Below are 26,378 nucleotides of genomic sequence, written 5' to 3' on the forward strand. Positions count from 1 at the left end.
CATGCCGAAAATCAACGTGTACCTGCCCGACGACCTCGCCGAGGCCGTCCGCGACGCCGGCGTGCCGGTCTCGGCCATCTGCCAGCGGGCCCTGGAGGCGGCCGTACGCCGGGTCACGGCGATCCGCCGGACGGTCCTCGGCGACCTGGACCAGGAGCAGCTCGCCGCCCGCCTCCCGCACTTCACCGCGCGTGCCGTGACGGCGTTGTCGCTGGCCACCGACCGGGCCCGGGAGACCGGCGCACCGAACGTGACCAGCGCGCACCTGCTGCACGGGATGCTCGCCGAGGGCGGCAACCTGGCCCTGCAGATCCTCGGCGCGATGGACATCGACCCGGCCACGATCACCGTCCCGGCCGGCACCGAGCCCGCCGGGGCCGCCGGCGAGGGGCTGCGGTTCAGCACCCCCGCGGCCAACGTCGTGGAGCTCGCCGTCACCGAGGCGACGAGTCTGGGCCACAACTACGTGGGCTGCGAGCACCTGCTCATCGCCCTGGCCGCCGAACCGGACGGGCTCGCCGGGCGCGCCCTCGCCGACCGGGGCGCCGACAGCCGGGCCACCCGCCGCGCGGTCGCCGCCGCCACCGCCGGGTACGCCCACCTGCGGGCGAGCACCCCGGCCCCCGAGGTGCTCACCGCCGTACGCGCGGAACTGGCCCCGCTGATCAGGCGGATCGAGGCGCTGGAGGTCAGCCGGGCTTGAGCAGGCCGGCGAGCTCGGCGGCGAGGTCGCCGGGGTCGCGCCCGTCGGTCTTCACGGTGTGCGTGGCGACCGCCGCGTAGAGCGGGCGGCGCTGCTCCATGAGGTACTTCAGCGTCGCCCGCGGGTTGACGCTCAGCAGCGGCCGCCCGGCGCCGAGACCGACCCGCTTGACCGCGTCGGACAGCTCCACCGACAGGAACACCACCGTGTGCGCGCCCAGCGCGTCGCGGGTGCCGTCGTCGAGGATGGCCCCGCCGCCCAGCGCGAGCACGCCGTCGAACGACCCGAGCGAGGCGGCGATCGTCTCGCGTTCCAGGCGGCGGAACTCGTCCTCGCCGTCGTCGAAGAAGATCTCCGGGATCGGCTTGCCCGCCCGCTCCTCGACCAGGTGGTCGGTGTCGGCGAACCGGACGCCGAGCAGCGCCGCGAGGGCCTGCCCGACGGTCGTCTTGCCGGCGCCGGGCGGGCCCACGACCACGGCCACGGGCGCCATCAGCGGATCGGCAGACTGTCGAGGTAACCGGCGAGGTTGCGGCGGATCTCGGCCACCGAGTCGCCGCCGAACTTCTCGGTCGCGGCCTCGGCGAGCACCAGCGCCACCATCGCCTCGGCGACGACCGCGCCGGCCGGCACCGCGCACACGTCCGACCGCTGGTTGATCGCGGTGGCCGGCTCGCCGGTGACCACGTCGACCGTCTGGAGCGCCCGGTTCAGCGACGAGATCGGCTTCAGCGCCGCGCGTACCCGCAGGTTCTCGCCGTTGGTGATGCCGCCCTCCAGGCCGCCCGCCCGGTCGGTGACCCGCCGGACGCCGTTGGGCGTCGGGATGATCTCGTCGTGCGCGACCGACCCGCGGGACCGGGCCTGGGTGAAGCCGTCGCCGATCTCGACACCCTTCACCGACTGGATCGACATCAGGGCGGTGGCCAGCCGGGCGTCGAGCTTGCGGTCCCACTGCACATGAGACCCCAGACCCGGGGGTACGCCGTAAGCGAGCACCTCCACGATGCCGCCGAGCGTGTCCGCCTCCCTCTTCGTCGCATCGACCTCGGCCACCATCCGCGCGCTCGCCTCCGGATCCAGGCAGCGCAGCGGGTCGGCGTCGATCCGCTCGGCATCCTCGGGCACCGGGATCAGGCCCGCCTTCGCGGCGACGGGCCCCAGCTCGATGACGTGCGAGACGATGTCGATGCCCAGTGCCTGCTTGATCAGGGCCTTCGCCACCACGCCCACGGCGACGCGCGCGGCGGTCTCCCGGGCGCTGGCCCGCTCCAGGATGGGCCGGGCGTCGGTGTGGCCGTACTTCTGCATGCCGGCCAGGTCGGCGTGCCCGGGCCGGGGCCGGGTCAGCGGCGCGTTGCGCGCCTGCGCGGCCAGCTCGTCCGGGTCGACCGGGTCGGCGGCCATGACCGTCTCCCACTTCGGCCACTCCGAGTTGCCGACGCGGATCGCCACCGGGCTGCCCAGCGTGAGCCCGTGCCGGATGCCGCCGACGATCTCGATCTCGTCCTGCTCGAACTTCATCCGCGCACCCCGGCCGTAGCCGAGGCGCCGGCGCGCGAGATCACGACCGATGTCCTCGCTCGTCACCCGCACCCCGGCGGGCACGCCCTCCATCAGGGCGACGAGCGCCGGACCATGGGATTCACCTGCGGTAAGCCAGCGCAACACGAGTCACAGTCTGGCATGCGGCGGTGGCACACCGCCGCCAGCCCACCACCGTCCCGCCAGCCGGACCGGCCCGGCCCTCAGCGGACGCCGGCGGCGGCGAGGAGGGCCTCACGCATGGCCCGCTCCGGCGCCGGGCGCACCCCGGTGAACTGCTCGAACTGCCCCAGCGCCTGGGCCAGCAGCAGGTCGAGCCCCGACACGACCCGCACCCCGTGCGACGCCGCCGCGGAGGCGAGCGGGGTCGGCCACGGGTCGTAGATCGCGTCGAAGAGCACCGTGCCCGGACGCCAGGTGACCTGCGGGGCCAGGCCGTCGGCCGCGCCCTTGGGGACGGTCGAGATCACCGCGTCGGCGTCGAACGCGGCCGGCGCCCCGGCCCAGTCGACGCCGGTCAGCGTCAGGCCCAGCGCCTCGGCGGCCGGCGCCAGCTCGGCGCGGGCCTCGGGACGGCGGGTCACCACGGTCACCCCGGTGGCACCGAGGGCGGACGCCGCGGCGAGCGCCGCCCGGGCCGTGCCGCCCCCGCCCAGCACCGAGACGGACGGCGAGCCGGTCAGGCCCGCGTCGGAGAGGACGCGGACCATGCCGGGCACGTCGGTGTTGTCCGCGAACCAGGTGCCGTCGTCACGGCGTACCAGAGTGTTGGCGGCGCCGGTCGCGAGCGCGACCGGCGACGCCTGCGCGGCCAGCGTCAGGGCCGTTTCCTTCAGGGGCATCGTCAGCGACAGCCCGGCCCATTCCGGGCCGAGACCGGCCACCAGCTGCGGCAGCTCGGCCTCGGCACACTCGATGGCCGTATACGACCAGTCGAACAGTCCCGCCGCGGCGAACCCCGCGGCGTGGATCACGGGCGACAGGGAGTGCCCGATCGGTTTGCCGCAGACGGCGGCCCGGCGGCCGGTGGGAGTTCGCACCCCACCGACCCTAGAGGACGCCGTTCTGCTTGGCCTTGTTGATGTTCCTCAGGTGCTGGTTGTAGTCACCGGTGAAGGCCGAGTGACCCTTCTTGTCGATCGCCACGAAGTACAGCCAGTCACCCTTCGGCGGGTCGAGCGCGCCCTTCATCGCGACCTTGCCGGGGTTGTTGATCGGCGTCGGCGTCAGGCCGTCCTTGCCGTGCAGCCGGTACGGGTTCTTGGTGTCGAACAGCTCGTCGTCGGTCATCTTGCCGGACGGCTTCGTCGGCCGGCCGGTGAGCTGGTAGTAGTAGTTGATGCCGACGTCGAACTCGAGGCACTGGCAGTGGAAGTCGTCGCCGTAGAGCCGGTTGTAGGCGACCCGCGCCACCTTCCCGAAGTCCTCCGAGTTGCCGCCCTCGGCCTGCGACAGCGACGCCACCGTCAGCACCTCGTACGGGCTGATGTTGCGCACCGTCTCGGCCTTCTGCACGAAGTCGAGCTCGTCCGCCACCTTCATGAAGTGCTGGACCATCAGCTGCAGGTAGTCGGCCGCCGTGCCCTTGGGCGGGAACTCGTACGTGTCCGGGAAGAGGAAGCCCTCGACGGACTTGGTGACCTTCTGCCCGTCCGTACGGTTGAACCAGAAGTCCGGGATGCCCAGCGCCTCGGGGTTCTTGCCGGCGTTCTTGAACTCCGCCACCGGGATGCCGGTCGCCTTCGACAGGATCGTGTAGACCTGGTTGGCCGTCTTCCCCTCGGGGATCGTGACACCCTTACTGACCCGCGCCTTCGGGTCGAGCAGCAGCGTCACCGCCTCCTTGGCGGCCATCTGCTTGCGCAGGTTGTACGTGCCCGACTGGATGTTCTTGCCCTTGGGGTTGGCGTCCGCGGCGTCGATGAAGGCCGCGGTGCTCTTCACCACGTCGGCGTCCACCAGGGTGTTGCCGATGTCGGTGAGGCTCGAGTTCTTGGCGATCTCGACCTGCACCGCGTCGGTGCCGGGGCCGTCGTAGTCGGCGGCGGTGAAGAAGCCCTTGATCTTCTCGTAGCCGAGGTATCCGCCGACGCCGAGGACGCCGAGCAGGATGAAGATCATGAGGAAGGCGACGGCGGACTTGCCCTTGCCGCCCTTGGCGCCGCGAACGCCCCGCCGATGGCGAGGTTTGCCGCGTTCGATCTGCTCATCGAACGCCAGGTCCAGCTCGTCGATCATCTCATCTGCCTCCGCTGTGCGTCCAGCCAGCTCTGCAGGATCTCCACCGCGGCCGCCTGGTCGACGACCGCCCGTTGCCGCTTGCCGCGGACTCCACGCTCGGCGAGCCTACGGGTTGCGACCACCGTCGACATCCTCTCGTCCGTGAGGACTACCGGAACCTGCCCGGCCGCATGTTCCAGCCGCTCAGCGTACGCACGAATGTCGATGGCGGCATCCCCTTCGGCACCGTTGAGGCGCACCGGGAGACCCACCACGATCTGCACCGCCTCGTGCTCCCCCACCAGGCGGACGAGCTCGGCAATGTCGCCGGGGACGGCGCCGGGCGCCGCCGCCATGTCACGGGGCACCGTGACCAGGGGGGTGGCCAGGATCCCGTCGGGGTCACTGAGTGCGACCCCGACGCGCACCTTACCGACATCAACACCCAGCCGCCTACCCCGCGGCAGCGCGTTCATCGGTCCGACCTCTCTCTCAGGCAGCGTCGCCGACCGCCTTCTCCACCGCCGCCAGCAGCGCCGGCACCTGGTCAGCGGGGATGCCGCCGCCCTGCGCGAGGTCGGCGTTGCCGCCGCCGCGCCCCGAGAGCGCACCCTTGACCAGATCCGCCGCGGACAGGCCACGGTTCTTCGCGACCGCATTGATCGCTACGATCAGTGACGCCTTGCCGTTCGACCGGGCCGCGACCGCGACCACCGCGGGACGACCGTTGTCGATCTTGCCCCGAATCTCCTGCGCAAGGGTACGCACATCGTTGGTCGCCGCGCCCTCGGGTGCCTCGGTGCCGACGAACGCCACGCCCCTCAGGTCCCTGGCCTGCGCGGCAAGCGCACCCGCCCCACCGAGCACCATCTGAGCCCGCATCTTCTCGAGCTCCTTCTCCGCGTCGCGCAGCGCCGTCACGGTCTGCTCGACCCGGTCGGCGACCTGATCGCCGGGGACCCGGAACAGCTCCGCGAGGCGGGTGACGAGGAGGTGCTCCTTGGCCAGGAAGCCGAACGCGTCGATGCCCACGAGCGCCTCGACCCGGCGTACGCCGGAGCCGATGGACGACTCGGTCAGGATCTTCACGAGGCCGAGCTGACCCGAGCGGGCGACGTGCGTGCCGCCGCAGAGTTCACGCGCGTAGTCGCCGACTTCAACCACACGGACCTCGTCGCCGTACTTCTCCCCGAACAGGGCCATCGCGCCGAGCCGGCGCGCCTCCTCCTGCGAGGTGATGAACGCATGGACTTCGAGGTCCCGCAGCAGCACCTCGTTGACCTGCTGCTCGACGTCGTGCAGCACGCCCGGCGACACCGCGCCGGGGGTGTTGAAGTCGAACCGCAGCCGGCCCGGCGCGTTCAGCGAACCCGCCTGGGTCGCCGACTCGCCGAGGAACGCCCGCATCGTCTGGTGGATCAGGTGCGTCGCGGTGTGCGACCGCGAGATCGCCTTGCGCCGGGTCACGTCGATCTCCGCGAAGCCCGCCTCGCCCGCGCGCACCTCGCCGCGCAGGACCCGCGCCTTGTGCACGATCAGGCCCGGGATCGGCTGCTGCACGTCGACGATCTCGACCTGGCCGGCGCCGACGTTGATCAGGCCGGTGTCCGCCTGCTGACCGCCGCCCTCGGCGTAGAACGGCGTGCTGTCGAGCACCAGCTCGACGTAGTCGCCCTCACCGGCCGCCTCGACGCGCGTGCCGCCGCTGCCGAGCAGCGCGCGCACCCGCGACTCGCGGGAGACCTCCGCGTAGCCGGTGAACTCGACCGGGCCGCCCGCATCGAGCACCGAACGGTACGCGGACAGGTCCGCGTGACCCGTCTTGCGCGCGGCCGCGTCCGCCTTGGCACGGTGCCGCTGGTCCGCCATCAGCCGGCGGAAGCCCTCCTGGTCGACACTGAGGCCCTGCTCCGCGGCGATCTCCAGGGTGAGGTCGATCGGGAAACCGTACGTGTCGTGCAGCTGGAACGCCTTGTCGCCGGGGAGCGCGCTGCCGCCCTTCGACTTGGTGTCGGTGATCGCCGTGTCGAGGATCGTGGTGCCCGCGCGCAGCGTGGACAGGAACGCCTCCTCCTCCGCGTACGCGTACGTGGAGATCCGGCCGAACTCCTCCGCGAGTTCCGGATACGACGGCGCCATGCAGTCCCGCGCCACCGGCAGCAGCTCGGGGAAGGTCGCACCCTGCCAGCCGAGGAGGCGCATCGCCCGGATCGCCCGGCGCATGATCCGGCGCAGCACGTAGCCGCGGCCCTCGTTGGAGGGGGTGACCCCGTCACCGATCAGCATCAGCGCCGTACGCACATGGTCGGCGATCACGCGGAGCCGCACGTCGTCCGGGTGGGACAGTCCGGCCTCGTGGCCGGAGTGCGCGCCGTACACCTTGCCGGCCAGCTCCGCCGCCCGCGCCAGGATCGGCTTGACCTCGTCGATCTCGTACAGGTTGTCGACGCCCTGCAGGATCGACGCGACCCGCTCCAGGCCCATGCCGGTGTCGATGTTCTTCTTCGGCAGATCACTGACGATCGTGAAGTTCTCCTTGCTCTTCACGTCGGTGATCTCGTACTGCATGAAGACGAGGTTCCAGTACTCCATGTACCGGTCCTCGTCGACCTCCGGGCCGCCCTCCTTGCCGTACGAGGGGCCGCGGTCGTAGAAAAGCTCGGAACAGGTGCCCCCGGGGCCGGGGATGCCCATGTGCCACCAGTTGTCCTTCTTGCCCCGGCGCACGATCCGCTCGGCCGGCACACCGGTGGTGCGCCACATCTCGGCCGCCTCGTCGTCGTCGAGGTAGACGGTGGCCCAGATCCGCTCCGGATCCAGCCCGAAGCCGCCCTTCTCCACGGGGTTCGTCGACAGCTCCCAGGCGAGCCGGATCGCCTCCGCCTTGAAGTAGTCGCCGAACGAGAAGTTGCCGTTCATCTGGAAGAACGTGCCGTGCCGGCTGGTCTTGCCGACCTCGTCGATGTCCGGCGTACGGATGCACTTCTGCACGCTGACCGCACGCTGGTACGGCGGGGTCCGCTGGCCCAGGAAGAACGGGACGAACTGCACCATGCCGGCGTTGATGAACAGCAGATTAGGGTCGTCGATAGCGGGCAGCGGGGCACTCGGCACGACCGTGTGCCCGTTGGCCTCGAAATGCGCCAGATAGCGCCGCTTGATCTCCGCCGTCTTCATCAGTGACCCTCCTGGGCGTGCCGCCCGTGTGAACCGCCCTGCTCGTCGCGCAGGTCGGCGAACTTGTCCTCGTAGAGCTCCCCCGCCGCGAACGCCGCGTGGATCTCCTGCTCGCGCTCGGCCATTCCCTCGCGCACGTCCTCCACGAAGCTACGCAGGGACTCGACGAGACCGCCAGCCGATTCCGACAGCGACGTGGCGATGCCGGACGGGGTGAACTCGTTGGCCTTCCTCGTGACCTTGCGCACGACGATGGCGCCGACGGCCAGGCCCACGCCCAGCCAGAGCAACCGCTTCATGAGTCTTCTCTCCGGTTCTTCCGCTCCGGTGTCTTCCGGCCGCTGCCGGCGTCTTTCTCCCGGCCGCCCGTCTTCTCGGCCCCGGCCGCCGCCCCTCGGCTCCGGCTGCCGTCTTCCCGGCCCCGGCCGCTGTCCCTCGGCCCCGGCTGCCGTCTTCCCGGCTGCCGTCTTGTCGGCCGCTGGGGCCTGGCCGGCCGCTGTTCGTCTGCTGGGTGCCGCCTTGCGGCGGCGGTCGTCAGCGGTCGGCGCGGGCGGCCTTGCGGCGCTGCTTCAGGGAGGCGCGCACCTCACGCTCGTCCTCGGCGTGCCGGCGTGCGGCGGCCGCCTTGCGCAGCCCGTACCCGAACGAGGCCACCTTGACCAGCGGGTTCGCCGCCGCCGCCGACACCACGGTGGCCAGGTTCGCGACGTTGGCCGTGACGTTCTGGGCGTGCTCGGTCATCGTGTCGATCTTCGCGAGCTGCAGGTTCACACCGTCCAATGAGACCTGGACCTGCCCCAGCGCGGTGTTCACGTTCTCCACCGTCTCGGTGACCCCGCCGAGCAGCGGCCCGGTCCGGTCGTTCAGGTCGTTGATCGCCTGCGTGGCGGCGTCCACGGTGTGCCGCAGCTTCAGGATCGGCACGGCCAGCACCAGCACGAGCATCAGGAAGGCGCCCGCCGCGATCAGACCTGCGACTTCTCCGGCGTTCATTACACGCGTCTCCTCTACCGACGGACCGCTATGCGCGACAACGTGCAGACCCTACCGTCAGTCACCGCGGTCCGCGTCACGACGCCGAGGGTGTCGGCTCCAGCAAGGGATCATTCGTCAGCACGGGGTCGGGCGTCTCGCCGATCAGCGACGGGTCCACGGGCGGCGCGGGCTTGCCCCGTACGTCGGTGACGGCGTTCTGCACCTTGATGCTGACGGTCGACCCGACACACTTCGCCGGATCGGTGGTGGGCACGACCCCGTCCGGCCCCGTCGACGGCACGGTCGCCGGGTTCTGCGCCGCCACCGCGTCGACGGCGCACTCGGGCAGGCGTACCCACAGGTCCAGAGTGAACTCGTCCCGCGTCCAGCAGGTGTACTTGCCCTCGGTGGTCGGCTGATCGGTGCACTCGCCGCCGCGCACCTTCCACCCGGCGGACCGCAGCGCGGCCGAATACGCCTGGTTCGTCTCCTCGAACGGCCGCTCGGACTGCGCGGTCCGCTCCCGGAACCGGCAGTCGATGAAACACCACCGGCTGCCACTGCTCCGATCGTCGACGTCCTTGTCGGCCCACGCGGGCACACTGAGCGCGTCGAGCGAATTGAACACCGGATCCCGGGTCGTGGACCGGATCCCGAAGAACAGCGGCAGCAGCCCGAGCACCACAACGCTCAGCGTGACCAGAGTCATGACCCGCAACCGCCGCCTGGTCCGCAGCTGCTGCCGCAACTCGGACCGCGCACCCATCAGCGTCCCCAACGGCCCGCCGACGGCCTCACCCCGCCCGGAATCATCATCGCCGGAAGCATCCCGAGCAGACGCGGCGGCGCGGATCTGGCCGCTCGGCCGCCCATCGCCCCCCGGGCCGGAAATCTCAGCCTGCCCAGGCACTCCGGCTCGACCGGGCACCTCAGCCCGACCCGGCACCTCAGCCCGACCCGGCACCTCAGCCCGACCCGGCACCTCGGCACGGCCCGGCACCTCAGCACGACCGGGCACCTGGGCCCGGCCAGGCACCTCAGCCCGACCCGGCACCTCAGCCCGGCCCGGCACCTCGGCACGACCGGGCACCTCGGCACGGCCCGGCACCTCGGCACGACCGGGCACCTCGGCGCGGCCGGGCGCTTCGGCGGCGGCTCGGGCGGACGCTACCGCGGCTGCGCGGATCGGGCCGGACGGTCCGTCTCCGGCACCGCGGCCCGCGGGGTTCTCACCGGGCACCCGACCGGCCGGCACGTCGCCGTCACCGCGCGCGGGTGCGCCTGCGGCGGCCGCACGACCGGCCGACGCGGCAGCCGCCGCACGACCGGGCGGGGTCGCCGCCCCCGCACGACCGGGCGGGGTGCCACGGCCGGCCGGGGCGCCACCCGCTGCCCCACGATCGGGTGGCGCACTCTCTGCCCCACGACCAGGCGGCACCGCCGCTGCGCCACGTCCGGGCGAGGCCGCGGCACGGCCAGGCGCAGTCACGGCACGGCCGGGCGGAGTCGCGGCACGGCCAGGTGGAGTCGCGGCGCGGCCCGGCGGCGTTGCGGTGGCGGGTCCGGGCGGGGCTGCGGTGGCGGGTCCGGGCGGGGCTGCGGCGGCACCCCGGCTCTGCGGCCCGTTCGGTGGGATGTCGGGGGGCACGCCGCCGGGGGGCACGTCGGTGCCACCACGAACGGGAGCAGCCGCGGCAGCCGCCCGACCGGAAGCGGCCGCAGCAGCGGCACGCCCGGGCGTAGCAGCGGCACGCCCGGGTGCGCCGGCACGCCCGGGTGCGCCGGGACGGTCGGGCGCGCCGGGACGGTCGGGCACGCCGGCACGACCGGGCGCGGCACGACCGGGCGCGCCTGCGGGGTGGTCGGGCGCACCTACAGGACGGTCGGGCGCGGCGGGACGCCCGGGCTGCACGACGGCTGCGGCGCGCACCGGCGGGACGGCGGCGGCCCCGCGACCGGGCTGTGCCGGGTCGTCGCCGAAGGGCTGGGCCACGTCCGCGGCGCCTCGGCCGGCGGGCATGCCGGGTGCGTCGAGGCCGCGCGGAGGGCCCGAGACCGGACGGGGTGCGCCCGAGACCGGACGGGGCGCACCCGAGACCGGCCCGGGCGCACCCGACACGGGCCGCGGGCCACCCGAGACGGGACCCGCCGGAGCGGCACCCGCACCCCTGGGCCGGGCAATTCCTCCCGTATTGCGGTCGACAGCGCCGCGCGGAACGGCACCCGTCCCCCGCGGACCGGCACCCGGCGGAATCGGACCGCTCCCGGACGGCGGCGCACCGGCGCCACGCGGAATCGGACCAGTCCCGGACGGCGACACACCCGCACCACGCGGAATCGGACCAGTCCCGGACGGCGACACACCCGCACCACGCGGAATCGGGCCGGTGCCTTCCGGACCGGCCGGGGGCCGAACCGGCGCCGCGGCCGCTCCCGACGGGCCTGGCCGGCCACGGCGGGCGGCGCGCCCGGGCGGCTGCGGGCCGGGCGGCATCTCCCCGGGCTCGGACCGGCTCGGACCGCCAGGACCCGGGACGGCGGTGCCGGGAGCGGCACGGCCCGGAACAGCGCGTCCGGGAACGGCACGCCCGGGAGCGGCACGGCCCGGCGCGCCGGGACCGGGCACGGCCGAACCCGGTGCGGAAGGGCCCGGCACGGCGGACCCGGGCGCGCCAGGACCCGGGACGCCAGGACCCGGGACGCCAGGACCCGGAGAGCCCGGACCGGGGGCGCCGGGACCCGAAGAGCCCGGACCCGGGGCGCCAGGAGCGGCGCGGCCCGGTGCGCCGGGGCCGGGCGGCGGGGCGGTGCCGGGCTGGCCGGGGCGGGGCACGCGGCCGGTGCCTCGGGGCGGGGCGCCCGGGGTGCGGGCTCCGGCCTGGGCGATCTGGCCGGTGGTGCCGATCACGCCCGAGGCGCTGCCGGCCATCGCGCCGGCGCGGCCGGGTAGCGGGGGTGTGCGGGCGCCCTCGCGGCCCGGTACGACGGGTGGGACCACGGCCGCCGAGGCGCGCGCCGGGGGTACGGGGCCCGGGGCATCGGGGCGTCCGCCGTCCGGGCCACCGCGGCGGCGACGGCCGGTGGCGGTGGTGTCGCCGGGGGCCGCGCGGCCGGTCGGGATCGGTCCCGAGGTCTCGTTCGGGTCGGGGCGGCCGTGGCGGCCTCCCTGGTCAGTGGGGGGACCGCCGGGCCGGACGGGTGCGTTCCGGGAGCCGAAGGACTGGCCGTCCGCGCCGGGGATGGCCGAGACGGGCCGGGGGCCGCCGCTGCTGGGACGTGCGGCGCCGCCGCCCTCGTGCCGGCCGGCCGGTCCGCCTGCCGGGTATCCGGGCTCGGGACCGTCGCCGGGTGCGGCCCGCCTGCCGCGGCGCGCGAACCCGCCGGTCGGCTCGCCGCCGTCCGGGTCGGGGAGGGCGTGCCCACCGGTACGCCCCGGGCCGCCCTGCCCAGCCACATGGTCGGGCCGTGCATGGCCCCCGGTCCGCTCGCCGGCCGCGTGCCCACCCGTCCGCTCGACGGCGGCATGCCCACCGCTGCGCTCCCCAGCAGCGTGCCCACCGGAGCGATCGGCAGCGTGCCCACCGGCCCGATCAGCAGCGTGCCCACCGGCCCGATCAGCAGCGTGGCCGCCGGTGCGATCGGCGGCGGCATGACCCCCGGCGCGATCAACGGCGGCGTGGCCACCGGAGCGCTCGACGACAGCGTGGCTACCGGTCCGGTCGACGGCCGCGTGCCCGCCGGTGCGGTCGGGAGCGCCGTAGACACCGTCGGGTGCGGCGTGACTTCCGTGGCGCGAACCCCCGCCGGGCGGGCCGGCCGGCGGAACCGCCGCGCCGCCGTGGCGGGGCTGCGGCGGCATCGCGCGGCCGCCCCGCTCCGGGTAGCCGGGGCCGGACGGTTCGCCCTGATGCCGTCCCGGTGGCGACACGGGCCGCCCGGGAATCTCGGGGGCGTTGCCGGAGGCCGGCACCGCAGAAGCCGGCCGCACGGCGGAGAACTGACCCGACGGCGAGCCAGTGGTCGGATACCCACCCGACGGCGAGCCAGTGGCCGGATACCCACCGGACCGCGACCCGGTCGTGGGATACCCACCCGACGGCGAACCCGTCGAGCCCGTGGTCGGATACGAGCCGGAGGGACCGCGGTCGTAGGAGGCGGGGTCGTAGGAGCCGGGGTCGATGGTGCGCCGCCCGTGACCGGGATCCGGCGCGGGACCGCCGGGCGCAGGTGGAGCGGCCGGGGCGGGCCATGGCCCCGGGCCGGGCGGCCCGCCGGCGCCGGGACGAGCGGCAGCGCCCCGGGGGCCGGCGCCGGGGCGGGCGCCGGGCGCGCCGGAAACCGGAGAAGCGGGCCCGCCCGGAATGCCAGAAGTCCCGGAGGGTGCGCCGGATGTGGGCAGCGGCGGGTACAGGTCGTCGCGGCCCGGGTCGTCCGGGCCGGGGGCGCGGCGGCCGCTCTTGCTGGTGCGGGCCTCGCCGGGGGCCGCGCCGGGGCCGATCGCGCCGCCCTCCTGCTTGGCGGTGCGGAGGTCGTCGAGCCAGCCGGTCTCCTCGCCGGGCACCTCTTCGGGCTCGACCGGCTCCGGACGGCCGCGGCCGAACAGCCGGCGCCCACGGCCGGTCTGCTCGGTGCGTTCGTCGTAGTCGTCGGGCCTCTCGGCACCGCGCCTGCTCACGGCTGGTCCTCTCCGGCGGCTGGGCCGCTGTCGTCGTGCTGCGCGGGCGCGGCGGGTGGCCCGCCCCGGACGATGCGGCGCAGCCGGGGCAGACGCTCCGACACCGCACGCTCGGCGCCGTGGTCGGTCGGGGCGTAGTAGTCCGCGCCGATCAGATCATCCGGCACGTACTGCTGCCTCACAACTCCCCGGGGGTCGTCGTGTGGATAGCGGTAGCCCTTGCCGTGACCCAGGCCACGTGATCCGGAGTAGTGGGCGTCGCGCAGCGCCGCCGGGACCGCGCCGCCGCGGCCCGCGCGGACGTCGGCTATCGCCGCCGAGATGGCGGTGGTCACGCTGTTCGACTTGGGCGCGGTCGCGAGGTGGACCACCGCTTGCGCCAGGTTGAGCTGGGCCTCCGGAAGACCGACCGACTGTACGGCCTGAGCGGCGGCGGTGGCCACCAGCAGCGCCTGCGGGTCGGCCATGCCCACGTCCTCGCTGGCGAAGATGACGAGGCGGCGGGCGATGAAGCGGGGGTCCTCGCCGGCCACCAGCATCCGGGCGAGCCAGTGCAGCGCCGCGTCCGGGTCCGAGCCGCGCATGCTCTTGATGAACGCGCTGATGATGTCGTAGTGGGCGTCGCCGTCGCGGTCGTAGCGTACGGCGGCGACGTCGACCGCCTTCTCCGCGGTCGCGAGGTCGATCTCGGTCGCGCCCTGGGCCTCGGCGGAGCCGGCCGCGGCCTCCAGCGCCGTCAGTGCCTTGCGGACGTCGCCGCCTGCCAGGCGTACGAGATGCTCCTCGGCCTGTGCACTCAGGGTGACCGCGCCGCCCAGGCCGCGCTCGTCGGTGACCGCGCGGCGCACGAGCCGGCGCACGTCCTCCTCGTCGAGGGCCTGGAGGGTGAGCAGCACGCAGCGCGACAGCAGCGGGGAGATGACCGAGAAGTACGGATTCTCGGTGGTCGCCGCCAGCAGCGTGACCGTGCGGTCCTCGACGGCGGCCAGCAGCGAGTCCTGCTGGGTCTTGCTGAAGCGGTGCACCTCGTCGATGAACAGGACCGTGGGTGGCCCCCCGGCGCGGCGTTCGCGGCGGGCCGTGTCGATGACCGCCCGTACGTCCTTGACCCCGGCCGTCAGCGCGGACATGGCGACGAACTTGCGGTCGGTGGCGGCGGCGACGAGGTGCGCGATCGTGGTCTTGCCGGTGCCGGGCGGGCCCCACAGGATGACCGACATCGGGGTGGTGCCGGTGACGAGCTGGCGCAGGGGCGCGCCGGGGGCCAGCAGATGTTGCTGGCCGACGAGCTCGTCGAGGTTGGCCGGGCGCATGCGCACGGGCAGCGGTGAGTCGGCGGCGGGCCGGGTGAAGCCGGACTCCGCGCCGGACGGTGCCGCGGTGCCCACGCCACCCGGCCCGGTCAGGGGGAAGAGTCCGTCGAATTCCATCGGGAACGACAGTACCGGCCCGCCCCGGGGTGCCGGAAATGCACCATTCAGGACGGGCCGGTAACGCTACGAGGCGTCAGGGAGCGGCGACGCAGCGCCGCGCTTCAGCCCCGGCCGGGACGACGGCCGTAGAACCGGCGGCCGCTGCCGTTGCCGGCGCGCGGGCCGCTGCCGACGCCCGCCAGGTACAGGGAGAGCAGCAGCAGGCCGAGCGAGGCGAACGTGGGGAAGTTGAACAGGTCGGTCGTCTTCACGTCGAGCAGGTCGAGCAGCAGGTAGATACCGAAAACGACGGCCGCGGCGATCGCGAGCATGGGAGCCTCCATCGGGGGGTGAGAGCGCTTGCACGAGCTGTTACCCCGGGGGTGGTCGCGCGCAAACCCTGCTCAGGGCGCCGGCATGACCTCCGTCGCGGCCGCCGGCACGGTCTCCGGCGCGCTCCGCCGGGCGACCAGGTAGAGCGGAGCGGCCAGCGCCAGCACCGCGGCGGCCACCAGCAGCGAGACGACCAGGCTTGCCGAGGCCGCGATCGCGGTGAGCACGACCAGCCCGAGGGAGCCGGCCGGCTGGCCGACCATGGAGTTCAGCGACACGAGGCTGGCCCGGTACGGGCCCTCGACCTGCCGGTGCAGCAACCCGCTGTGCACCGGGTTCGCCGCGCCGTGGACGGCGTAACAGAGCAGGAACGCCGCGATCACCCCGACCGGGCCGGCGAACAGGGCCATCCCGGCGACGGTGACACCCTGCACGATCCGCAGGGTGAAGCCGGTCCACGGTGCACCGATGCGCCGGGCGAGCACCGGGATCACGGCCGCGCCCGCCGCCGAGGCGAGCCAGGCCACCGAGCCGACCGGGCCCATCAGCGCCGACGCCCGGTTGGCGTCGCCCAGCACGTCGGCGAGGCGTACGGGCGTCAGGCTCTCGAACGCCACCATGCCGAAGCCCCAGAACACCTCCACGGCGATGAGCGCGAGGACGACCCGGGACCGGCGCACCAGCCCGAACGCGCCCCCGATCGCGGCCGGCACTCCCCGCACCGAGGCGGCCAGCGCGCCGAAACCCCGGTGCGTACGCGCCTCGGTCATCAGCGTCGCCACCGCCACCAGCGAGACGGCCTGCAGGAACAGGGCCACGTACACCGGCGAGCTGAGCGCGGTGACCGGCCCGTACGGCCCCAGCGCCACCAGCCCGCCGGTGATCAGGGCGCCCGCCGCGATGGCGACGCCCACGACCACGCCGCTGCGGCTCAGCCCGGCCTCGATGTCGGCGTGCTCGTCGGCGGCGAGGGCATGGTCGACGTACCAGGCTTCGAGGGGTCCGCTGTCGAGCGCCCGGTAGACCCCCTGTAGCAGGTAGAAGGCGAGGAACAGCGGGACCGAGTCGGCGAAGGTCAGCAGGCACAGGGAGGCGATGTCGACGAAGCCGGCGAGCAGCAGCACGGGCCGGCGGCCCATCGCGTCGGACAGGCCCCCGGTCGGCAGCTCGAGCAGCAGGACGGCGAGGCCCTGAAGGGCGGCGGCGGAACCGTACTGCGCGAGGGTGAGGCCGCGCTCGAGCGGGAGCAGGACGATCACCGGGATCATCAGGCCGACGGGCAGCCAGCGCAGGGCGAGGAGGATCAGGAAGCGGCGCTGGGCGCGGGCCGCGGTCAGGGTGCTCATGGTTCGTCCACTCTCGGCATGCCGTACAGGTAGAAGACGATCTGCCGGGAACCCGGTGCCGGACCGGCGGCCCGGTAGCGCTCGACCACCTCGTTCAGCTCGGTGTTGAGGGCGTCGAGCTGCTCGGCGGAGAGGTCGAGCCAGTAGTCGGAGAAGTTCGAGGCGCGGCGCCACTCCTCCGGCTCGTCGCGCTGGATCCGCTGCCAGGTCTCGGCCTGGGAGACGAGGCTGCGCAGCCACGAACCCTCGAGCCAGTCGGCGGCGGCGGTGGCGTCGGGGTCGCCGGCGAAGGTGTCGCGCTGCCAGCTGGTGACGTCGTGCGCCGAGCGCCACCAGCGCTCGCGGCCCCGGCCGGGCCGCTCCTCCTCGAGCACCAGGCCGACGTCGGCGAGTTGCCGCAGGTGGTAGCTGGTCGCGCCGGTGTTGGTGCCGAGCGCCCGGGCCAGCCGGGTGGCGGTCGCCGGGCCGTCCAGCCGCAGCCGGCCCAGCAGCCGGAACCGCAGCGGGTGGGCCAGCACCCGGATCTGCCGCGCGTCGAGATGGACTTCCTTCTGCTCCATAACTTGCACAATACCTGTGCACAGAACTTGTGCAAGCTTCTTATGCATGAGAAGTGTGCGACCATACGGCCATGATCGAGGCGAGACAGGGTGGACCGGCCGACGCCCCGGAGCTCATGCGGCTGCGGAAGGTGATGATCGATTCGGCCGGCGGCGAACCGGCCCCCGCCGGCGAGTGGCAGGACGCGGGCATCGCGATCCTGGGCGAGCGGCTCGGCGACCCGGCGGGCCCGCTCGCCGCGTTCGTCGTCGACCGCCCGGACGGCCCGGGGCTCGCGGCCTGCGTGGTGGGCGCGATCGACCGGCGACTCCCGAGCCCGGACAACCCGGGCGGACTGCGCGGGTACGTCTACAACGTCGCGACCGACCCGGGGTACCGCCGCCGCGGCTACTCCCGCGCCTGCATGACCGCCCTGATCGCCTGGTACGCCCGCCGCGGCGTCGACGTGATCGGCCTGCGTGCCTCGCCCGACGGGGAGCCGCTCTACGCGTCGCTCGGCTTCCGGCGTACGAAAGACCCGGCCATGCGTCTTGTCATCCCAGGGCGTTGACCGCCTTGGCGACGACCAGGGCGGCCGTGACCAGCGAGATGGCCGACTGGAGCATCATGGTCAGCTTCGCCCAGCGCGAGAGCGGCAGCGTGTCCGTCGGGCTGAACGCCGTCGCGTTCGTGAACGCGAGATACAGGTAGTCGGCGAACTGCGGCTCCCAGTCCTTCGGCGCCAGCTCCGGGGTGGTCATCTGAGGGAAGAGAAAGTCCGGGTACGGGTCGGCGCCGATCGCCCGCGCGAGCGGCCCGCCCCGATCCAGCTCCCAGTACCAGACGGCGAACGTCAGCACGTTCACCAGCCAGATCCCCGCGCCGGTGCCCAGCAGCCGGGCCGCAGACCCGGTGTCCACCCCGGTCGAGATGTCCAGCACCAGCCGGCCGACCGAGAACGCCGTACCCAGGCTCGCGACCGCGATCAGCACCAGCCCCAGCCGCCGCAGCGCGGGCGTGCTCCGCTCCACCCGGCCCGGGTTCGCGGCCACCAGCACCCCGACGACCACCACCTCGATCGCCGGCAGCACCCACCGCCCGCCGGCCGCGTAACGCTCGGGCAGCACGACCTGAAGAGCGATGATCACCACGTACGCGAGAGCGAACGGCCACCGCTGCTCCCCCCGGGTGATCCGCCGCCACGCCGGCCCCTCCTGCGCCACCGCCCCGTCGCCCCGTCGCCCCGTCGCTCAGCCGGCTCGGTCGCTCAGCCGGCCAGCTTGAACAGGAGCACGGTCTCCCACTTGTGCATGTCGGGCTCCGCCGCAGGATCGGTCATGAGCAGCTCCAGCCGAGCCGCCCACACCTCCCCCTCGGGCGTCTGCGTCCGATCCCACTCGAGCCCCCGCCGCTGCGCCCAGTCGAGCAGGCTCGCGGTCACCCCCATCAACTCGTCGGGATGCCCGACATGGCTGACGGTGGCGTACCGCCCGGCGGGCAGCACGTCCACGAAGCTGGGCTCCGGAACCTCGACCGCCGCGCTCACCGGAATGCCGGCCTCGACCACCAGCTCCGCGCCCTCGATGACCCGATACCGGAAGAACGGCGGCCCCGCGGCGGCAACGCCCCGCTCCCGCAGCCACCCGAACATCACCGGCAGCTGATCAGCGATCCGGCCGAACTCGGTCATGGTGACCGACTCCCGCCGCCCGACATAAACCTGCCCGGACCGCTCGACGACGGTCGGCTCCACCAGCATGCGCTCCATCATGACGGTTTTCCGGCCCGCCGCAATCAGCTACGCCCTCACCGATCCCCGCGCCGGCACCCACCTGCTCTTCCCCCGCGAAGGTCGGCGGTCACCATCTGCGGGCCCACCGTCCCGGGATCTTCGGCCGTCCGGTCACCGAGGACGGGGCGGCATCGCCCGGCGGAGGCGGCCCGGCGCTGCCGATCAGTCCACTGAGGGGTGTCGATTGTGGGTGAGGGTCTCGGCGACCGGGCGGGGTGGGGATTTGAGGAGGGTTGTGGCGCGGGTGGAGTCGAGGAGGAGGTGGGAGGGGCGGGGGCCGAGGCCTGCTTCCGCGGTGGTGCAGGTGGGGACGGTCGCCGGGTCGAGGTGGTGGGCGGCGGCGATGAGGCGGCCGAGGTCGGCTCGGCTCAGGGGGTCGGGGCCGGCCACGTTGATCAGGCCGGTGTAGTCGGTGGCCGCCAGTTCGAGGATCGCGGTGGCCAGGTCTGTCGCGTCGATGGGGCAGCGGTGCTCGTCCGTGAAGAGGGCGCCGCGGCGGCGGCCGGTGGCCAGGTCGAGGCTCAGCCGGACCTGTTTGCTGCGGGTGTCGCCGACGATCAGGGAGGTGCGGACCACCACCGCGGACGGGGCGATGGCCCGGACCGCCGTCTCGCCCGCCGCCTTGGCCGCGCCGTACGTGTAGACCGGGGTCGGGGGTTCGTCGTCGCCGTATGGGGCCGGGCGGCCGGCGTGGACCGCGTCGGTGGAGACGTGGACGAGGCGGGCGCCCGACTCGGCCGCCGCCAGGGCCACGTGGGCGGCGCCGTCCGCGCAGGCCGGCCAGCTGTCCGCCCGGTACGCCGCGTTGACGATCAGCTGCGGGCGTACGGAAGCGGTCAGCGCGAGGACCGCCGCGCGGTCGGTGATGTCCAGGGGTGACCAGCCGCCCGCCCGGGTCGTGGCCGTGCCCCGCACCTCGGCGCCGGCCGCCGACGCGAGCCGGGCCACCTCACCACCGAGGTGCCCGCTCGCGCCGACGACCAGCGTGCGCATCAGTGGGAGCGTGCGACCGGCGCTGCCTGGCCGTCGGTGCCGGGCGTGCCGGCGGCCTTGGGCTTGGCGTCGATGCCGGCCTCCTTGCGCTGGTCACCGGTGATCGCCGTGGGGGCGCCGGTCAGCGGGTCGAAGCCGCCGCGGGTCTTCGGGAAGGCGATGACCTCGCGGATCGACTCGTTGCCGGAGAGCAGCATGCACGTGCGGTCCCAGCCGATGGCGATGCCGGCGTGCGGGGGCGGGCCGTACTTGAACGCCTCCAGCAGGAAGCCGAACTTGTCCTGGGCCTCCTCCGGCGTGATGCCGAGCAGCTCGAAGACGCGGCTCTGCACGTCGGCGCGGTGGATACGGACGCTGCCGCCGCCGATCTCGTTGCCGTTGCACACGATGTCGTACGCGTACGCCAGGGCCCGGTCGGGCGCCGACTCGAAGTTGTCCATCCACTCCGAGTTCGGGCTGGTGAACGGGTGGTGCACGGCCGTCCAGCCGCCCTCGTCGGTCTTCTCGAACATGGGCGCGTCGACGACCCAGCAGAACGCCCACGCCGACTCGTCGATCAGGCCGGACCGCTTGGCGATCTCGATGCGGGCCGCGCCGAGCAGCTCCTGGGCCTCCCGGCGCTCGGTCGCCGCGGCGAAGAAGACCGCGTCGCCCGGCTTGGCGCCGACCACGTCGGCCAGGCCGGAGAGGTGGTCGGCGGAGAGGTTCTTCGCCACCGGGCCGCGCGGCTCGCCCGTCTCGGCGTCGAGCACCACGTACGCCAGGCCGCGGGCGCCCCGGGCCTTGGCCCAGTCCTGCCAGCCGTCGAGCTCCTTGCGGGTCTGCGACGCGCCGCCCGGCATGACCACCGCGCCGACGTAGCCGCCCGCGTCGATGGCGCCGGCGAACACCCGGAACTCGGTGCCGCGCAGGTAGTCGGTCAGCTCGGTCAGCTCGACGCCGTAGCGCAGGTCGGGCTTGTCGGAGCCGTACCGGTTCATCGCGTCGTGCCAGGTGATGCGCGGGATCGGGGTGGGCACGGCGTAGCCGGCGAGCTCGCCCCACAGCTTGGTGACGAGTTCCTCGCCGAGCTCGATGATGTCGTCCTGGGTCACGAACGACATCTCGATGTCGAGCTGGGTGAACTCGGGCTGCCGGTCGGCGCGGAAGTCCTCGTCGCGGTAGCAGCGGGCGATCTGGTAATACCGTTCCAGGCCCGCGACCATCAGGAGCTGCTTGAACAGCTGCGGGGACTGGGGCAGGGCATACCAGGTGCCGGGCTGCAGGCGTACGGGAACCAGGAAGTCGCGGGCGCCCTCGGGGGTGGATCGCGTCAGCGTCGGGGTCTCGATCTCGTGGAAGTCGCGGGCGTGCAGCACCTCGCGGGCGATCTGGTTGGCCCGGCTGCGCAGCTTGAGCGCCTTGGCCGGGCCGGAGCGCCGCAGGTCCAGGTAGCGGTACTTGAGGCGCAGGTCGTCGCCGGCCTCGATGTTGTCGTCGACGGGCAGGGGCAGCGGCGCGGCCTCGGAGAGCACGACCAGCTCGCTCGCCACGACCTCGACCGCGCCGGTGGCCAGCTCGGGGTTCTCGTTGCCGGCCGGGCGGGCGGTCACCTCGCCGGTCACCTTCACGCAGAACTCGTTGCGCAGCGCGTGCGCGTCCTCCTCGCGGAAGACGACCTGGACGACCCCCGAGGCGTCGCGGAGATCGACGAAGATCACGCCGCCGTGGTCGCGCCGGCGGGCCACCCACCCGGCGAGCGTCACCGTCTGGCCGGCGTGGTCGGCCCGCAGGCTGCCGGCGTCATGGGTACGGATCACGGAAACGTCTCCTCACAGGGGTTCACAGGGCGCACCCGACATTGTGTCAGGAGTGGCGCGGCGGCGTTCCCACCGGCCCGGCTCCGCGCGTACGGGCTAGGATCCCACGCATGAGCGGGCCTGTCGTGGCGAATTCCGCCGTCGCCGACCATCTGGACCGGCAGATCCTCCACGCGTTGCAGCTCGCGCCGCGGGTGCCGTTCGCCCGGCTGGCCGCGGTGCTGGGTGTCTCGGAGCAGACGGCGGCCCGCCGCTACCAGCGGATGCGCGGCGAGGGCATCGTCCGCGTCTTCGGCGAGGCGGACGCCGAGCGGACCCCGGGCGTGACGTCATGGATCCTGCGCATCGCCGTACGGCCGGGCACCGCGGGCGCGCTCGCCGATGCCCTGGCCCGGCGCACGGACACCAGCTGGATCACCGTGGACGCGGGCGGGGCGCAGCTGACCTGCAACGTCCGGATCGCCGACGAGCAGCGGGACGCCGGGCTGCTGCACCACCTGCCCCGGGCGACGAACGTGCTGTCGCTGAGCGCCCACCAGGTGCTGCACCGCTTCGTGGGGCGCGGCGAGGCGGACTGGGTGGTGTCGGAGTCCCAGCTCGATCTCGACCAGCGCCGCGAACTCCTCCTGGGCAGCCCCGAGAGCATGCCGGCCGCCGACCCCGGCCCGGCCGACGCGGACGGCCCGGCCGGAGCAGGCAGCCCGGGCAGCGCAGGCAGCGCAGGCAGCGCGGGCGGCGCGGGCGGCGCGGGCGGCGCGGGCAGCGCGGGCGGCGCGGGCGGCGCAGGCAGCACAGGCAGCGCGGGCGGGCCGGGTGGGGCGGGCGACGCGGGTGGGGCGGTTGTCGAGGCCGGTGACCGGCCGCTTCTCGCCGCGCTCGCCGTCGACGGGCGGGCCAGTTACGCCGCGCTCGCCCAGGCGACCGGCTGGACCCAGCGCAGGGTCGCGCACCGCCTGTCCGCCCTCACCGCCTCCGGGGCGATCCGGTTCGACATCGACGCCTCCGTCACCCGGCTCGGCTTCCGCAACGTCGCCCACCTGTGGCTGACGGTGGCCCCGGCGGACCTCGCGGCGGTCGGTTCCCGGCTCGCCAACCACCGCCAGCTCGCTTGGGCGGCGGCGGTGACGGGCTCGGCCGCCCTCGTGGCGAACGCGCTGTGCCGCGACGCCGCCGAGCTGTACCGCTACCTGACCACCGAGGTCGCGGCGATCCCGGAGATCCGCACCTGTGACACGGTCCCGATGCTGACCCGGGTCAAGCAGGCGGTCTCCCTCGTGGACAACGGCGTGCTCCGCGGCCCGGTCACCTGACCGCGGAGCGACCCGGGAAGCGCCGTCAGCCGGGCGAGCCGGCTTCCGCCGGAACGTCCTCGCCCGTGGGGACCGCCGCCGGCGAGCCCGTGGGGACCGCCGCTGGCAAGCCCGTGGGAGCCGCCGCCGGCAAGCCCGTGGGAGCCGCCGCCGGCGAGGCCGTGGGAGCCGCCGCCGGCAAGCCCGTGGGAGCCGCCGCCGGTGAGGCCGTGGGAGCCGCCGCCGGCCGCCGGATCAGGGCCAGCGCGGCGATCCCCCCGGCCAGGCCGGCCGCCGCAGCCACCAGGAACCCGGCGTCCAGGCCGGCCGCCGCCGCCCCGCGCAGCGCCGCGTCCACCGCGGACCGGGCCGCCTCCGGCACGGCGTGGAGGATGCCCCCGGCCTGCCCCGCCGCCAGCCCGTGCGCCACCCCGCCGGGGTCCGCCGCCACCCCGCCGAGATCCGCCGCAGGCCCGCCGGGACCCGTCACAAGCCCACCGGGATCTGTCGCAAGCCCAGCGGGATCTGTCGCAAGGCCGCTGCCGGCCTCCGCGAGGTGCCGTTCGGCCTGGGAGGCGAAGACCGTGCCCAGGATCGCGATGCCGATCGCGAAGCCGAGCTGGCGGGCGGTGTTGACCGCGCCCGCGGCCATGCCGCCGCGCTGCGGGGGCACCGAGCCCATCGCCGCCTCCGCGAGGGCCGGCATGACCAGGCCGACGCCCGCGCCGGTCACGGCGTACCCGGCGATCAGGGCGGGCCAACTGGCGTGGGCGTCCACCATCAGGGCGAGCAGGACGCCGCCGGCGCCGATGAGGAGCATCCCGCCGCCGATGATCAGCCGCGGCGAGCGGCCGTGCAGGCGGGCCCCGGCGACGCCCGAGACGATCACCGACACGATCGACATCGGCAGGCCGGTCAGGCCGGCCCGCAGGGGCGACATGCCGAGGAGCGACTGCAACCAGATCGAGGTGTACGTGAAAGCGGCGAACGCCCCGAAGTTGACCAGCAGCGCCGCCACGAGGATGCCGGCGAAGGACCGGTTGCGCAGCAGGGAGAGGTCGAACATCGGCGCGGGGCTGCGCCGCTCGACCAGGCCGAAGGCGGCCAGGGCCAGCACGCTGAGGAGCAGCAGCCCCCACGTCCGGGCGGAGCCCCAGCCCTCGGCGCCGGCGCGGATGACGGCGACGGTCAGCGCCGTCGCGGCGACCGTGAACGTGACCGTGCCCGCGAGGTCGAAGCGGCCGTGGCGCGCCTCGTGGCCGGGCTTGAGCACGGTCGCGCACAACGCCAGGGCGGCGACGCTGACCGGCAGGTTGACCAGGAAGATCCAGCGCCAGTCGAACGCCTCGGTGAGCAGGCCGCCGAGGATCGGGCCGGCCGCCGCCGACGCCCCGGAGACGCCGCCCCAGACGCCGTACGCGACGCCCCGGGACCGGCCCCGGTAGGCGGTGTTGAGCAGGGCGAACGTCGTGGTGAACATGGCCGCGGCGCCAACGCCCTGCAGCACCCGGGCGGCGATGAGGGCGCCGGTGCCGGTGGCGAGCCCGCAGGCCAGCGACGCCAAGGCGAACAGCACGAGGCCGGCGGCGTACAGCCTGCGGTGGCCGTAACGGTCGCCGAGCGCTCCGGCGCCGAGCAGCAGCACGCCCAGCGACAGCGCGTAGCCGTCGATGACCCATTGCAGGGCGGTGAACGAGGTGTGCAGGCCGGTCGCCATCTGCGGCAGGGCGACGTTCACGATGGTGACGTCGACGAGGAGCATGAAGGTGCCGAGACAGACGGTGACCAGGGGCCACCACGATTCCCGGCCGGATGAGTGTCGTTGCATGCCCCTACGATCGATCCGCCCGGCGCGAATCTCCCAGCCGGAGGCCCGCACGTGTCGGATTCCTCCGCCTGTCGGACCGGAGCGGCACGAATCGGGTTCAGAGGGCCGCTGGCGAGTCCTGATCCGCCACGTACCATCCGTCGCGCAGGACCGGGACGGAGGTGCTCGCACCGAACTCCGCGGCGATCGCGACGTCGCCGCCGAACCCGTGATCGTGCAGCTCACGCCCGCTGACGCAGGCGTCGAGGGAGGCGGCCAGGCCGTCCGCGACACTCCGGTACGCCGCCAGCGCCGCGCCCGCCTCGGGGGACGGTTCGTCGGCTCCCCGGCGTACCAGATGGGTCAGGAAGGCCCCCGCGCCCCACAGGTCCTCGACCGCCGGGCGCAACGCACCGCCGGGCCAGCGTTCGCCAGCGGCGATCACCGCGACCGCGCCGCCGGGCAGCCGGCGGCGCACCCAGGCCGCGGCCGCGGGCGCGTTGCGCAGCGAGACGCCGACGACGGTCGCGCCGCCGCCCGCGAGGCGCGCGGAGATCGCGGAGCCGTTCGGCGAGGGCAGCACGAGCCGCTCGACGCCGGCGCTGTCCCGCACGGTACGCGGCGACAGGCTGACCTGCCCCGGCGCCGCCTTCCGCCGCCCGACGGCCAGGGTCGCGCGCTGCTCCCGGGCGAACTCCGCCGCACCCGGACCCCGCCACGGGTACGGCCGCACGGCAATCCCCCGGTCGGCCGCCACGGTCAGCGTCGTCGTGAACGACAGCACGTCGACGACCGCGACGACCGACGCCCAGCGGCTCGCGGCGTCCGCACCGTCCGGCCCCCAGTCACAGTGGATCTTCATGCCGCCGATTCTGCCAAACCGGCCGCCGGCTACGAGAAGTCCGCGACGTCCTCGAACCCGGTCAGGTTCACGGCAGGATCCAGCGCGTTGAGCACCCCGGCGAGCCGCTTCTCCTCACCGAGAAAGTGCGTCTCGAGCACCGCCGCCAGCCCGTCGAGCTCGGCCCGCACCCCAGCCGGCCAATCCGTCCGCTGCCCGCCCGCACCCGGCCCGCCGCCCGCACCCGGCCCACCCCCCGGCCCACCGCCCGGCCCGCCGCCCGGCCCGCCGCCCGCACCTCGCCCACCGCCCGCGCCCGGCCCGCCGCTCGCACCCGGGTCCGGCCCGCCGGTCCCGGTCCCGGTCCCGCTCCCGGGCGTTTCTCCGCGGGTCAGTTCGGTCAGCCGGGCCAGCATGCCGGCGATCACCTGATGGTCGCGGGCGAGGTCGTGCAGAAAGGACCGCAGCTCCGGGTGCCGGGCCGCGAGCTCGGGAAACACCGTGAGATCCTCGCCCGTGTGATGCCGGGTCACCGCCGAGCAGAAGGCCAGGCAGTGCGCGCCCAATTCCCCCGCGGGCACCACCCCGTCGCGGAGCTCGTCCAGCATGTCGCGCAGGCGGGCGTGCACCAGGACAAGCTGATGACCGTACGCGAGAAAGCGTGCGTATTCACCCAAGGTAGTTCCCGAGGGTCAGCAGGGCGGTCATGCTGACGGCCACCACCAGCAGGGTCACCGCGCGCAGCCTCAGCGTCCGCTCGTATCCGCCCCACCGGTGCGGGCCCCGCTCATTCTCGGCTCCCGGCCAGGAACCGTGCTCCGTGTCCTTCATCCCCGTCCGCGACACCCTTTCTGCGATCGACGGCACACGCCGTACAGATGCAAGCGTCGCAGTGGCCGATCCCGTTACACAGCAAGATCGGCAGTTCGAT

Annotated in this window: 24 protein-coding genes; 3 read left to right on the forward strand and 21 right to left on the reverse strand. The window is 74.2% G+C overall.

From position 1 onward, the window contains the following. The first annotated feature begins 1 nt into the window (after position 1). A complete protein-coding gene (locus CLV70_RS21410; RefSeq protein ID WP_106128322.1) occupies positions 2-703 on the forward strand; it encodes a Clp protease N-terminal domain-containing protein in 702 nt (233 codons plus the stop codon). Here the strand turns inward: CLV70_RS21410 and CLV70_RS21415 are convergent. From CLV70_RS21415 to CLV70_RS21475, 13 genes are all read right to left on the reverse strand, one after another. Then, positions 690-1,196 carry a shikimate kinase gene (locus CLV70_RS21415; RefSeq protein WP_106128323.1) on the reverse strand — a complete coding sequence of 169 codons (507 nt, stop codon included), beginning with the start codon at positions 1,194-1,196 and terminating at the stop codon, positions 690-692. The genes CLV70_RS21410 and CLV70_RS21415 overlap by 14 nt on opposite strands. Beyond that, entirely contained in the window at positions 1,196-2,374 is a 1,179-nt protein-coding gene (gene aroC, locus CLV70_RS21420) for a chorismate synthase (RefSeq protein ID WP_106128324.1), read from the reverse strand. The genes CLV70_RS21415 and aroC overlap by 1 nt, the downstream gene beginning before the upstream one ends. 77 nt (positions 2,375-2,451) lie before the next feature. Continuing rightward, positions 2,452-3,288, reverse strand: coding sequence for a shikimate dehydrogenase (locus tag CLV70_RS21425; RefSeq protein ID WP_106128325.1), 837 nt, complete (start codon positions 3,286-3,288; stop codon positions 2,452-2,454). A 10-nt stretch (positions 3,289-3,298) separates the two neighbouring features. Continuing rightward, complete coding sequence (mltG, locus tag CLV70_RS21430; protein ID WP_106128326.1) at positions 3,299-4,486, reverse strand: endolytic transglycosylase MltG; 1,188 nt, start codon at positions 4,484-4,486, stop codon at positions 3,299-3,301. Further along, positions 4,483-4,944 (reverse strand): Holliday junction resolvase RuvX, encoded by a 462-nt coding sequence (gene ruvX / locus CLV70_RS21435; protein ID WP_106128327.1) that lies wholly within the window; start codon positions 4,942-4,944, stop codon positions 4,483-4,485. The genes mltG and ruvX overlap by 4 nt, the downstream gene beginning before the upstream one ends. A gap of 16 nt (positions 4,945-4,960) precedes the next feature. Next, complete coding sequence (alaS, locus tag CLV70_RS21440) at positions 4,961-7,645, reverse strand: alanine--tRNA ligase (RefSeq protein WP_106128328.1); 2,685 nt, start codon at positions 7,643-7,645, stop codon at positions 4,961-4,963. Next, entirely contained in the window at positions 7,645-7,944 is a 300-nt protein-coding gene (locus tag CLV70_RS21445) for a hypothetical protein (RefSeq protein ID WP_106128329.1), read from the reverse strand. Before CLV70_RS21445 ends, alaS begins: the two co-directional genes overlap by 1 nt. Before the next feature lie 235 nt (positions 7,945-8,179). Then, positions 8,180-8,638, reverse strand: coding sequence for a DUF948 domain-containing protein (locus CLV70_RS21450; protein ID WP_106128330.1), 459 nt, complete (start codon positions 8,636-8,638; stop codon positions 8,180-8,182). 76 nt (positions 8,639-8,714) lie between these two features. After that, positions 8,715-9,386, reverse strand: a complete 672-nt coding sequence (locus CLV70_RS21455) for a hypothetical protein (protein ID WP_106128331.1) — start codon at positions 9,384-9,386, stop codon at positions 8,715-8,717. A gap of 3,905 nt (positions 9,387-13,291) precedes the next feature. Next, complete coding sequence (locus tag CLV70_RS21460) at positions 13,292-14,725, reverse strand: replication-associated recombination protein A (protein ID WP_106128332.1); 1,434 nt, start codon at positions 14,723-14,725, stop codon at positions 13,292-13,294. 104 nt (positions 14,726-14,829) lie between these two features. Further along, positions 14,830-15,039 (reverse strand): hypothetical protein, encoded by a 210-nt coding sequence (locus CLV70_RS21465; RefSeq protein WP_106128333.1) that lies wholly within the window; start codon positions 15,037-15,039, stop codon positions 14,830-14,832. A gap of 72 nt (positions 15,040-15,111) precedes the next feature. Next, entirely contained in the window at positions 15,112-16,386 is a 1,275-nt protein-coding gene (locus CLV70_RS21470) for an MFS transporter (RefSeq protein WP_106128334.1), read from the reverse strand. Next, a complete protein-coding gene (locus CLV70_RS21475) occupies positions 16,383-16,946 on the reverse strand; it encodes a helix-turn-helix domain-containing protein (RefSeq protein ID WP_106128335.1) in 564 nt (187 codons plus the stop codon). Before CLV70_RS21475 ends, CLV70_RS21470 begins: the two co-directional genes overlap by 4 nt. Positions 16,947-17,017: 71 nt before the next feature. Here CLV70_RS21475 and CLV70_RS21480 point away from each other — a divergent pair, with 71 nt between their 5' ends. Next, on the forward strand, positions 17,018-17,497 hold the full coding sequence (locus tag CLV70_RS21480; protein ID WP_106128336.1) for a GNAT family N-acetyltransferase: 480 nt from the start codon (positions 17,018-17,020) through the stop codon (positions 17,495-17,497). Here the strand turns inward: CLV70_RS21480 and CLV70_RS21485 are convergent. From CLV70_RS21485 to aspS, 4 genes are all read right to left on the reverse strand, one after another. Continuing rightward, entirely contained in the window at positions 17,481-18,149 is a 669-nt protein-coding gene (locus CLV70_RS21485) for a DUF1345 domain-containing protein (RefSeq protein ID WP_106128337.1), read from the reverse strand. The two genes, CLV70_RS21480 and CLV70_RS21485, sit on opposite strands and share 17 nt — an antisense overlap. Before the next feature lie 44 nt (positions 18,150-18,193). Continuing rightward, on the reverse strand, positions 18,194-18,685 hold the full coding sequence (locus CLV70_RS21490) for a GyrI-like domain-containing protein (protein WP_106128550.1): 492 nt from the start codon (positions 18,683-18,685) through the stop codon (positions 18,194-18,196). A 195-nt stretch (positions 18,686-18,880) separates the two neighbouring features. Next, positions 18,881-19,711, reverse strand: coding sequence for an SDR family oxidoreductase (locus CLV70_RS21495; protein ID WP_106128338.1), 831 nt, complete (start codon positions 19,709-19,711; stop codon positions 18,881-18,883). Then, positions 19,711-21,510 carry an aspartate--tRNA ligase gene (aspS, locus tag CLV70_RS21500; protein WP_106128339.1) on the reverse strand — a complete coding sequence of 600 codons (1,800 nt, stop codon included), beginning with the start codon at positions 21,508-21,510 and terminating at the stop codon, positions 19,711-19,713. Before aspS ends, CLV70_RS21495 begins: the two co-directional genes overlap by 1 nt. Before the next feature lie 110 nt (positions 21,511-21,620). On the opposite strand from aspS, the gene CLV70_RS41170 reads away from it, so the two are divergent. After that, entirely contained in the window at positions 21,621-22,820 is a 1,200-nt protein-coding gene (locus CLV70_RS41170) for an Lrp/AsnC family transcriptional regulator (protein ID WP_106128340.1), read from the forward strand. A 25-nt stretch (positions 22,821-22,845) separates the two neighbouring features. Here CLV70_RS41170 and CLV70_RS21510 read toward each other — a convergent pair whose 3' ends face one another. The 4 genes from CLV70_RS21510 to CLV70_RS39765 form a co-directional block, all read right to left on the reverse strand. Further along, positions 22,846-24,627, reverse strand: coding sequence for a DHA2 family efflux MFS transporter permease subunit (locus CLV70_RS21510; protein WP_106128341.1), 1,782 nt, complete (start codon positions 24,625-24,627; stop codon positions 22,846-22,848). 97 nt (positions 24,628-24,724) lie between these two features. Beyond that, positions 24,725-25,468, reverse strand: a complete 744-nt coding sequence (locus CLV70_RS21515) for a 2-phosphosulfolactate phosphatase (protein WP_106128342.1) — start codon at positions 25,466-25,468, stop codon at positions 24,725-24,727. Between the two features lie 29 nt (positions 25,469-25,497). Next, positions 25,498-26,124, reverse strand: coding sequence for a hemerythrin domain-containing protein (locus tag CLV70_RS21520; protein WP_106128343.1), 627 nt, complete (start codon positions 26,122-26,124; stop codon positions 25,498-25,500). Then, a complete protein-coding gene (locus CLV70_RS39765; protein ID WP_158277797.1) occupies positions 26,117-26,278 on the reverse strand; it encodes a hypothetical protein in 162 nt (53 codons plus the stop codon). Before CLV70_RS39765 ends, CLV70_RS21520 begins: the two co-directional genes overlap by 8 nt. Positions 26,279-26,378 lie beyond the last annotated feature (100 nt).

Source organism: Pseudosporangium ferrugineum, from assembly GCF_003002065.1.
Lineage (GTDB): Bacteria > Actinomycetota > Actinomycetes > Mycobacteriales > Micromonosporaceae > Actinoplanes > Actinoplanes ferrugineus_A.